Genomic DNA, 10140 nt, shown 5'->3' on the forward strand with positions numbered 1-10140 from the left:
GCCATCCGCTGTAGTGGATGGCCTGTCTCTAGCGTTTTATCCTGCGTTTGATGCTGCTGCTGATGACGTGCTCACCGTTGTTACCGTTCAGACATAGAGTCCACATGGTTCATGGCTGGTGGTTGAGGACATACCAACTTGGTCCGGGACATGCCGGACCAAGTTGGCCGGCGATCTGGGTGTGGGTACGCCCGCCGAGTTGTGAGGCCGACCTGACGGTGTTGTAGTCCTGCCGCCAGGCAGCCAGCGCGGCTTTGCCGTGAGCCAGCGAGGTGAACAGCGTATCGTCGAGGCATTCGTCGCGCAGGCGGCCGTTGAAGCTCTCGACGAAAGCGTTCTGGGTCGGCTTGGATCGGCGGGTCAGTAGTGGATGACCGTGCGGATCGACTTTCCTTCGAGCATCAGTTCGAACGCCTCGTTGATCTCCTCTAAACCCATGGTGTGGGTAACGAACGGGGCCAGATCGATATCGCCTCTCATGGCGTCCTCGACCATGCCGGGGAGCTGTGTACGTCCCTTGACGCCGCCGAAAGCGGACCCCTTCCAGACGCGGCCCGTAACGAGCTGGAACGGACGGGTGGAGATTTCTTCGCCCGCGCCGGCAACGCCAATCACGATTGACTGACCCCAGCCACGGTGCGCTGATTCAAGCGCGGCGCGCATAACGTGAACGTTGCCGATGCACTCGAAGGTATGATCAATGCCCCAGCCCGTCATCTCGATCAGCACTTGCTGGATGGGCTTGTCATGGTCCTTGGGGTTGATGCACTCGGTCGCACCGAATTGGCGTGCCAGCTCGAACTTGGACGGATTAGTGTCGATGGCGATGATGCGTCCCGCCTTCGCCTGGCGCGCACCCTGAATTGCCGCGAGGCCGATGCCGCCCAGGCCGAACACTGCGACCGAGTCTCCGGGCTGGACCTTGGCGGTATTGTGGACTGCGCCGATGCCGGTCGTGACGCCGCAGCCGAGCAGGCAGACATGTTCGGGGTTTGCCTCAGGATTGATCTTGGCGAGCGAGACTTCGGCGACGACAGTATATTCACTGAAGGTTGAACAGCCCATGTAATGATAGAGGGGCTGGCCATTGTACGAAAAGCGGGTGGTGCCATCGGGCATCAAGCCCTTGCCCTGCGTTTCGCGGACAGCGACGCACAGGTTGGTCTTGCCCGACACGCAGAAATCGCACTTGCCGCATTCGGCGGTGTAGAGCGGAATCACGTGATCGCCCGGCCTGACGCTCGTGACGCCCTCACCGACCTCGACAACGATACCCGCACCCTCGTGGCCTAGAACCACAGGGAAAACGCCCTCCGGATCATTACCCGCCAGCGTGTACGCATCGGTGTGGCACACGCCGGTGTGCGTCACCCGGATGAGCACTTCGCCCTTCCGGGGTGGGGCGACATCAATCTCGACGATTTCGAGTGGCTTGCCCGCCTCGAAGGCTACAGCGGCGCGAGATTTCATGTTGGGATACCCTCGTTGATTGAAACCGATTGCCGGTGCGAGGCCGTTGCGCCATTGGAAATTCGTCGACGCTCTCATACTGGCAGGGAGTATATTTTTCATACTCCCTGCCAGTATGCAAGGGGTATCCGAGTAAGGATGTCAAACCAGAGAAGGCATGTAGGGGTAGCTTCGCTTCGCAGGCCTCCACCTCTGTGTCGCCACAGCCTGCGACCCGCCCATCGATCTTGAAGGGTCCATCGATCCTGACGCCCTGGAAAAACGCCGGAGAAGACGCTCGCGCTCGCTACGCCGACAACAAAGTCGAGGGACGGAACGCCAAAAGGCTGCACTCTGGTGAACGGCACCGGGTAGCAAGACACGAGGCTTTCGCTCTAACTGCGGAAGAGCAGGGGCAAGAAGATCGCTGATGTCGTTACTTAAGATATGTACGCAGAATCTTCATTACGCCCTCCACCTTGTCATCGTGATTGCCGTTCTCGCTTTTGACGGCCGGATCTGCACCGGCACCGAATGTTTCCCTAAGGTGACTCTCCATAACTTCTGCCATCAGTCCATTTGTCGCGCCTCGCATGGCTACAATTTGCTGCAGCAGGGGGGTGCAATCGGCCCCGGCTTCGATCGCGCGTTCCAAAGCGTCCGCCTGGCCCTTGATACGCCGCAAGCGTGTGATGGCTCGTTTCTTGTCCTCTGGTGAATGTGGCATCGCGCTTTCTCAAGAAATCGCTTCAGCATACTATACAGGGGGGGAGTTTCAATCCTGTCCAGAGACTGGCGCTTCTTTAATCAAGCGAGGTTCCCCGGCCATTTTCAAAATGCGCCCTCTCCGATCGGGCAGGCATAGCCGCCACGTTACCCTGAGACAGGTCTGGTACGCGGAGGAGGAGCGGTCATGCTTTCAAGCCTGCGCCACAGCGACGGCATAGGCGCTGAGGGTCCGATCCTGTGTCCGGGAGGGGGAGCCATCGCTCGCTCCCCCAGGTTTGCCGGTCAGACCGTAACGACTACCTTGCCGATCTGGTCATTCGATTCGAGGAAGCGGTGTGCGTCTTGGATGGCGTCGAGCGAGAAGGTGCGCGCGATCCGCGGCTTGAGCGCGCCCGATTCCAGTCCCGCCACAATGAACGCCTTGGCGCGATCGAGCGCGGCGTCGTCCGAGACGATCTCGCTGTAGAGATAACCCTTGAGCGTGAGGCTCTTGCCCAGCACGGAGAACAACGGGAACGGCGTCGGCTCGCCGCTGAGCGCGCCATATTCAAGCAGAATGCCGCCGCGCGCCATGCTCGCGGTCAGCGGCTCGAACGACGGGCCTCCGACCGGGTCGAGCACCACGCGCGCACCTGCACCATCGGTTATCTCCATCACCTTTGCTACCAGATCCTCTTCCCCGGTCGCGACGACATGATGTGCACCGGCATCAAGCAGGGCCTGGCGCTTGGCGCCGGTACGCGTCGTCGCGATCACCGTCGCGCCGACCATCCGCGCAATCTGGAAGGCAGCAAGACCGACGCTGCTGGAAGCAGCGGTGACGATGACGAAATCGCCCTCGCCGAGCTTCGCCTGCTCCACCAGCGCACCCCAAGCGGTGACATACTGCATCCACACGGCCGCCGCTTCCTCGAACGAAAGCGCCGCCGGATGCTTGACGACGAGGCGGGCAGGCACGTTGGCGACCTCGCCATAGGTGCCCCAGCGCGCGATATCGAGCGGGGGGATGAGGCTGACGGCTTCGCCTTCCGCAAACCCGGTCACGTCCGCGCCGACCGTGCCGACAATACCGGCAGCCTCGTAGCCGAGGCGGCTCGGGAACTCGGCTTCCTGAAGGTAGGCATGGTTGCGGAACATCACTTCGGCGCGGTTTATGCCTATCGCCTTGACAGCGATCTGCACCTCGTCGGCCGCGGGCGCGCGCACTGCCACATCTTCAATCTTGAGGACGCTGGCGTCGCCATATTCGTGGATCCGAACGATGCGGCTCATGGACCATTCCTTGATTATTGAACGACCGTTCTGTATCGGTGTCAGTGACAAGGTTCAAGCTATTATTTATCGATCATTCCATATCGGGCACGAGACATGACAGACACGAAAGCCCGTCGTGGCGCAGGCCGCCCTCGAGAGTTCAACACTGACGCTGCGCTCGACAAGGCGGTACGGCTGTTCTGGCAGCGCGGCTACGAGGCGACGTCGATGGCCGATCTGGTGGCGGAGACTGGCGTCGCCGCCGCCAGTCTCTATGCGGCGTTTGACAACAAGGCGGGGCTGTTCGCGGCGGTGATCGAGCGCTACGCCGCGACGTTCAGCGTCCACCTCTATGAACCCATCAACGATCCGGCGTTGTCCACCTTCGAGGCCGTCAAAGGCCTGCTGGAACGAGCGGCGTCATCGTTCTCGGAACCTGAAACGCCGGCCGGCTGCTTCATGTATTCGGCAGCGGCAGCCGTGTCGCCCGCGTCCGCCGCCATCGAATGCCTGCTGCGCGACAAGCGTATCGCGGCGGAGGCCCTCCTGATCGAGCGTTTACATCGGGGCGCCGCGCAGGGCGAGCTTGCGGCCGATACTGATCCGGCCGTCCTAGGCAAATTCATCAATACGGTCATGGAAGGCATGTCCGTTCAAGCGCGCGACGGCGCTACGATCAACGAACTTTTCTCCATCGCTGAAATGGCACTCGATCGATGGCCGGCTGCGGTTTGATCGTCCAGGCGAGATCGTCCTCGGTGTTCTTGCAACAAACATCTGTCCACTTACAGCCGAATCCAGTCCGTATGCCCGAACTGACCTGAAGCCGACCAGGCACACATGCTGCGCCAGATCGTCGAGGCTGGCTGGCGTCCCATGCCGCGCCAGATACGCCGGCGATGCGCAGATATGCTGCGGCTGCTCCACCAGCGTCTTCGCCATCAGCCCGGCCGCATCCCTGCTCCGCCCGAAGCGGACGACAAGATCCACCCCCTCTTCGATCGGGTCGATTACCCGGTCGGTGAAGCTGAGGGACAGTTGCAGGTCGGGGTTGGCCTTGCAGATCTCAGTTAGCAAGGGAACCAGCACACGGCGCCCGAACGCGGCAGGCATGTCGATCCGCAAGCGGCCGCGAGGGGCTTCGCCATGCCCACCCAGCGCGTCTTCCGTGTCGCGCAGGATGTCGATCGCGGCGACGCAGCTCGCCAAGTACGCCTCTCCGCTGACGGTGAGCGTCAGGTTGCGCGTTGATCGGGTGAACAGGGTTTCGCCAAGCCGTTCCTCGAGACGCGTGATGGCCTTGCTTACGGCGGATTTGGTGAGGCCGAGCCGTTCGTCTGCTCGAGTGAAGCTGGCGGCGTTGGCGACCTCGACAAAGACGGCGATGCCGTTGAAATGATCTGTCATGCTCGCCTGTCCGTCGTCGGTGGGTACCGCGATACCTCGATTCCCGGTGCTTTTCGAGAATTCGATAAGCGGGTGAGTTCATGCCAGCGCGGCAGAATGCGAACGATCCAATCTACGCGTTGCGCGCATCCTGCCCGTCCAGCGTACGTTTCGGCTCTCCCAAATGAACATGGTTTTCAGGACAAAGGCGGAAAAGCGAGCGGCAGCTATAGACCCCCACGTGTCCGATAGCTGCCGGGCAGAAAAGTCCCCAATCGTAGCCGTTGAGATCCGGGTTCAGCACGGAGACTTTTCTCGCCGCGACACCGCCTCGCAGGACGTTCTCGAGGCAGAGACAGAGACGTTCCTCGTTACCCCGCACGGAGGCTCATCGGTGCCGTTTGATTGGGTTCCGTATGGTCCTCGTTGGTTAAGACCTCAGCCGGACCAGGCGAGCAAATCGACCAGAAATCTAAACGTCGTTCTCTTACGTTAAACAGACCATCCTGGAGCTGGTGCACTTAGAGCATACCCAAAAGGCACCTACTAAAACAGGCGATTGGCTACGATCGTAGCCGTATGCCACATGGTGCCATTTGAGACATAGAGATGGAACGGTGCCACGACAGCTCATCTGTTGTTGTAGGTGACTGGTTCGGCTATGTTACGACATTGTATGCAACAGAGGCAGCTGTGCCAGTATGACCTTGCAAATCAACATCACGCCTAATGGGCGCATGAGCCTACCGGCGGACGTCCGGAAGCGACTTGGTCTGAGTGGTGGTGGTGCGGTGTACCTGGACGAAACCGAGGATGGTGTTGTGTTGCGGACCGCAAGCCAAGCCGTGGCACGCGCTCAGGCTCTAGCTAAGCAATACACGGCCGGTAACCCCGACGCATCCGTTGACGCATTCCTCGCCCGGCGTCGGGAGGATAGCGGCGAATGAGTGTGGTGCTGGACGCGTCTGCGATTATTGCCATGCTCAAAGGCGAACGCGGAGCGGCGAAGGTCGCAGCAGAAATCGGCGGCGCGCGGGTAAGCAGCGTCAACTATGCCGAGGTCGTCAGTCACTTCGTCTATGCCGGTATGCCCGAGCGCGAAGTCGATGCCATGCTCGATCCATTGCCGCTGACCGTGGTGCCGGCCGACAAGGCGCTCGCACAAATCGCAGGGCGTATGCGGGCGGCAACAGCCGAAGCGGGGCTCAGTCTGGGCGATCGCTTTTGCCTGGCGCTTGCCCGACGGGATGGGCTGCCTGCGTGGACGAGTGATCAGAACTGGAAGAAGATCGCCGATGTCGTCCAGGTCAAGGTTGTCGCAATCCGCTGATCTCGCCTTGTCGCGGGGTAGGGGGGCAGGAAGCCCGGCTCGACAGTCATGGCCCACACCGCCAGAAGGTCTCCATGCTACGTCTGATCCACACCGCCGACTGGCAACTCGGCAAGCCATACGGCCGCTTTGACAGCGACGTGCGTGCTGCCCTTAGCGAAGCACGGTTCGATGCAATCGACGCGATCGGCAAGGCGGCAGCCGAGCATGACGTCGCGCACGTACTTGTCGCCGGCGATGTGTTCGATACCGAAGGACCCGAAGACCGCGTCATCGTGCAAGCGGTGTCGCGGATGCAGCGCTATGCCTGTACCTGGTGGCTGCTGCCCGGCAACCACGACTTCGCCCGCAACAGCGGTTTGTGGGATCGCGTGCGTGCCAAGGGCGCCAACAATATCCGCATCCTTGCTGAGCCAGTGCCGTGCGAGCTGGCGCCGAGGCAGTGGCTGCTGCCAGCGCCGCTAACCCACCGGCATAATCTCGACGATCCGACCGCGCTGTTCGACACGATGGAGACGCCGGGCGCGACCTTGCGTGTCGGCTTGGCGCACGGCTCGATCCGGGACTTCTCGTCGCGTGGTGAGGCACAGAACCAGATCGCTCCCGATCGTGCGCAGCGCTCTGAACTGGACTATCTTGCGCTTGGCGACTGGCACGGGAGCCTACGGGTCGACGCGCGCACCTGGTACTCGGGCACGCCGGAAACCGATCGCTTCCAACGCGACGAGCCGGGCTATGCGTTGCTCGTGGCGCTTGAGGCGGGGGCGGAGCCGACAGTGTTGCCGATCCGCACTGGCAGGTTCCAGTGGCTGATGCGCGAATGGACGATAGCCGACGCGGAGGGCTTTGCCGCCGAATGTGACCGGCTGATCGCGCAGGTCGAACCATCGGCGACCCTCCTGCAGCTTTCGCTCTTCGGTATTGTCAGCCTGTCCGACCGCATCTCGATCCTCGCCCGTCTCGATAACGACCTGCGCCATCGCCTCCGTCATCTGGCGGTCACCGCCGACGATCTCGCCGGTCGGCCGAGCGAACAGGATTTCGCAGACCTGCGGGTCGAGGGCATGATCGGCACGGCCGCAGTCAAGCTGATGGGCATGATCGAGGCGGGGGGCAGCGGCGGCCCTATCGCGAGGCGGGCGCTTGAGCGTCTGTTCGTGGAATATCAGCGTGGGCAGGACGCCGCATGAGCCTCAAGATCCGGCGCATCGCGCTTTCCAACTTCCGCAAATACCGCGATCCCTTCGTGCTAGACGGGCTGACCGATGGACTCAACGTCATCATCGAGCCCAACGAAACCGGTAAGTCTACGCTGCTGGAAGCAATGCGCGCCGCGTTCTTCGTCCGACACAACACCGCGAACCGGCTTGCGCGCAGCTATGCGCCTTACGGTGAAGCTGTCGCCCCGCAGATCGAGATAGGCTTCGAAGCGAAAGGCGAGGAATGGGCGGTCAGCAAGCGCTTCTTGAAAAGCGCTTCGGTTGAAGTCCGCGGACCGAATGGGCGCGCGCAGGGGGAGGACGCTGAGGCGCAGTTGCAAGCGCTGCTAGGTGCGCGACGCGATACCAGCCAGGGCGGCGACGCGGCTGCGCATGGCGCACTCGGCCTGCTGTGGGTCGGGCAGGCGCAAGCGCTCGAGGTGGCGCCGCCGGGTGAGATCGTGCGTGACAGCGTGCGTGCGACCCTTGAAGCCGAGGTCGGTACGATCATGGGCGGCGCCGCCTACCAGCGGGTTCGCCCTCGCATCGACAGCCAATTCGCCGAATACTGGACCAACAGCGGTCGACCGACCGGCCGCCAGACCGCAGCACGCGACGAGCATGACACCGCGCAGCGCGCCGCGAGCGAGGCGGCGGCCAAGCTTGCCGCACTGGAGCAAGTTTTCTCCGACCTCGAAGCCGCACGGGCAAGGCTGAAGATCCTCGACCGCGATCTTGCCGACACCACCGATGCCGAGCAGCGGCGGGCGCTGGTCGTTCAACTCGACGTGGCGCGTTCCGCAGCGCAGCTGCTCGACACCCGCCGCGCCGAGCAGGGTCGCCTTGTCGACCGCGTTAGGTCACTCGAGGATCTCGCATCGCGCCTCACAACCGCCCGTAAAGCTGCCGGCGACACGGTTACGGCACTCAGTAAGGCACGGGACAGTCGATCCAGCCTGGTTGGTGAGTTGGCTGCTGCGCAGGAACGGGCGACGACGGCCCGTGACCTGCTGGCCTATGCCCGTGACAATCGGCGGACCGCGCATGTGGCGCTTGGCGCTGCCCGGGCACGGGCGGCTGAGCGCGAACGCCGGGCTGCGATCGGCGAGGCGCGACGGCGACATACCGAACTGGTTGCCTTGGAGGCCGAATACGAAGCGACGCGGCAGCTCGCGACGGCAGTGATCCCCGCCACCGTCATCAAGACCTTGGAAGAACGCGAACGAGCCGTCGACAAGGCACAGGCAGCCATTGATGCCGGTGCAACGCGGATCGAGTTTGCCGGTGATGTCAGCGGCCTGACGATCGATGGATCTGCGGCCGAGCTTGGTGACCGGATGCTGTCTCGCGAGACGCGCATCCGTCTTGGCGCTGCCGAGCTGATCATCCGACCGCCAGTCGGGCTGCAAAGTGCAGAGACGGTGCTCACCAACGTGATTAATGATCTGAACGCTGGATTGGCTGAGCACGGGGTGGCGAGTGTCGCTGCGGCTCGCGCTCGCAACGAGGCGGCCCGAGAGGCGGTCGCCAATCTCCGCACGATCGAGGCGCGGATCGCCGGTGTCACGCCTGCATTAGCAGTGCTCGGGATCGAGGCGGGTGCACCGGCCCTGAAGCTCTTCATCGTCGGATTGCAAGAAGGCGCGGAAGGAGAGGGGAGTAGCGAAGAACCAGACGTTGAGGCGTTGACGATTACGGCGGGTGAGGCTGACACGGCGCTGGCAAGGGCGGAAGGTGTCGATGCGGTTGCGTCAGATCAGTTGCGCGAACTGGAGGCCCGGAATGCTCCGCTGATGGTGCAGGAGGCTGGGGCCGAGCGCGATGCGCTTAATGCCGCAGCACAGCTCGCTGCCTTGGAAGCTAAGCCTGAAGTGGCCTCGCTTGAGGGCGGGTTGCGCGACGCACGTCAGCAGGAAGCTGCAGCGCTCGTCAATCTGCAGGATGCCGAGCGCGCGGCGACCGCGCATGACGTCGCGACGATCGAGCGGCAGATCGGTCTACTGGACAAGCGGGTTGAGGTTGCCCGGGCCCAGCGTACCGAGCTGGAGAAGGTGATTGCCGGACTCGAGGCGCGGATCGAGGCGGAAGGCGGCAAGGGATTGGCCGACCGCGCCGCAGTCGCGCGCGAGGAGGCTGATGCCGCAGCTGCCAACCTGGCGCGTGTGATACAGGAAGCCGACACGCTGAAGCTGCTTCGCGACACCTTGGAGAACGCACGCGTCGAGACATCACGGACGTTCGTTGGGCCAGTGGCGCGGCGAGCACGCCGGCACATCGAGCGGCTGCTACCGGGCGCTGATCCCGGCTTTGGTGACGACCTTGGCCTTGCGTCGATCGCGCGGGGCGGATTGGGCGAAAGTTGCGGCGATCTCTCCAGGGGCACACAGGAGCAGCTGGCGATCCTCACCCGGCTCGCCTTTGCCGACATGCTGCTTGAGCAAGGATTGCCGGTCTCTTTGATCCTGGACGATCCGCTCGTCTACTCGGACGATACCCGCCTCGATCTCATGACCGAGATCCTGACAGAGGCTGCAACGCGGATGCAGGTCATCCTGCTCACCTGTCGTGATCGCGCTTTCCGTCACCTTGGCAACCGGATCAGCCTGACGGGAGCCAAGTAGCGGAACTTCATATTTTGGAGGACAGTCACCTATCTAGGTGTTTGATCGACGATTGCCTCTACACCTTGCAGCCGTCGATCCCGCACCTGACCCGGTCAGCGCTGCACCGCTGCCTGCAACGGCACGGCATCTCCCGCCTGCCGGATATTGAGGGGAGCAAGCCAAAGCGTCA

At 62.7% G+C, this 10140-nt stretch carries 8 protein-coding genes and 3 pseudogenes; 6 read left to right on the forward strand and 5 right to left on the reverse strand.

Going from position 1 to position 10140, the window contains the following annotated elements; all coding sequences use genetic code 11:
* Positions 1 to 109 precede the first annotated feature (109 nt).
* The 4 genes and pseudogenes from MF610_RS17770 to MF610_RS17785 form a co-directional block, all read right to left on the reverse strand.
* Positions 110 to 355, reverse strand: a pseudogene (locus MF610_RS17770) (integrase core domain-containing protein); the annotation flags it as partial.
* 5 nt (positions 356 to 360) lie between these two features.
* Positions 361 to 1470 carry an S-(hydroxymethyl)glutathione dehydrogenase/class III alcohol dehydrogenase gene (locus tag MF610_RS17775; protein ID WP_037528303.1) on the reverse strand — a complete coding sequence of 370 codons (1110 nt, stop codon included), beginning with the start codon at positions 1468 to 1470 and terminating at the stop codon, positions 361 to 363.
* Between the two features lie 415 nt (positions 1471 to 1885).
* Positions 1886 to 2176: a metal/formaldehyde-sensitive transcriptional repressor gene (locus MF610_RS17780; protein ID WP_084215022.1), complete on the reverse strand. Its 291-nt coding sequence runs from the start codon at positions 2174 to 2176 to the stop codon at positions 1886 to 1888.
* Positions 2177 to 2460: 284 nt separating this feature from the next.
* Positions 2461 to 3450, reverse strand: a complete 990-nt coding sequence (locus MF610_RS17785; RefSeq protein ID WP_242201604.1) for a zinc-dependent alcohol dehydrogenase family protein — start codon at positions 3448 to 3450, stop codon at positions 2461 to 2463.
* A gap of 96 nt (positions 3451 to 3546) precedes the next feature.
* Between MF610_RS17785 and MF610_RS17790 the strand changes: the two genes are divergently transcribed.
* The gene (locus MF610_RS17790) at positions 3547 to 4167 is read left to right on the forward strand and encodes a TetR/AcrR family transcriptional regulator (RefSeq protein ID WP_037528231.1); all 621 of its coding nucleotides are present in this window, start codon (positions 3547 to 3549) and stop codon (positions 4165 to 4167) included.
* A 102-nt stretch (positions 4168 to 4269) separates the two neighbouring features.
* Here MF610_RS17790 and MF610_RS17795 read toward each other — a convergent pair.
* A pseudogene (locus MF610_RS17795) lies at positions 4270 to 4839 on the reverse strand (LysR family transcriptional regulator); the annotation flags it as partial.
* A gap of 680 nt (positions 4840 to 5519) precedes the next feature.
* Here MF610_RS17795 and MF610_RS17800 point away from each other — a divergent pair.
* The 5 genes and pseudogenes from MF610_RS17800 to MF610_RS17820 all read left to right on the forward strand — a co-directional run.
* A complete protein-coding gene (locus MF610_RS17800; RefSeq protein WP_242201606.1) occupies positions 5520 to 5765 on the forward strand; it encodes an AbrB/MazE/SpoVT family DNA-binding domain-containing protein in 246 nt (81 codons plus the stop codon).
* Entirely contained in the window at positions 5762 to 6148 is a 387-nt protein-coding gene (locus MF610_RS17805; RefSeq protein ID WP_230772694.1) for a type II toxin-antitoxin system VapC family toxin, read from the forward strand. Before MF610_RS17800 ends, MF610_RS17805 begins: the two co-directional genes overlap by 4 nt.
* A 74-nt stretch (positions 6149 to 6222) precedes the next feature.
* On the forward strand, positions 6223 to 7338 hold the full coding sequence (locus tag MF610_RS17810) for a metallophosphoesterase family protein (RefSeq protein ID WP_242201608.1): 1116 nt from the start codon (positions 6223 to 6225) through the stop codon (positions 7336 to 7338).
* Positions 7335 to 9968, forward strand: a complete 2634-nt coding sequence (locus tag MF610_RS17815) for an AAA family ATPase (RefSeq protein WP_242201610.1) — start codon at positions 7335 to 7337, stop codon at positions 9966 to 9968. Before MF610_RS17810 ends, MF610_RS17815 begins: the two co-directional genes overlap by 4 nt.
* Positions 9969 to 10012: 44 nt before the next feature.
* A pseudogene (locus tag MF610_RS17820) lies at positions 10013 to 10140 on the forward strand (IS481 family transposase); the annotation flags it as partial.

The organism is Sphingomonas hankookensis, from assembly GCF_022664465.1.
Classification (GTDB): Bacteria; Pseudomonadota; Alphaproteobacteria; order Sphingomonadales; family Sphingomonadaceae; genus Sphingomonas; species Sphingomonas hankookensis.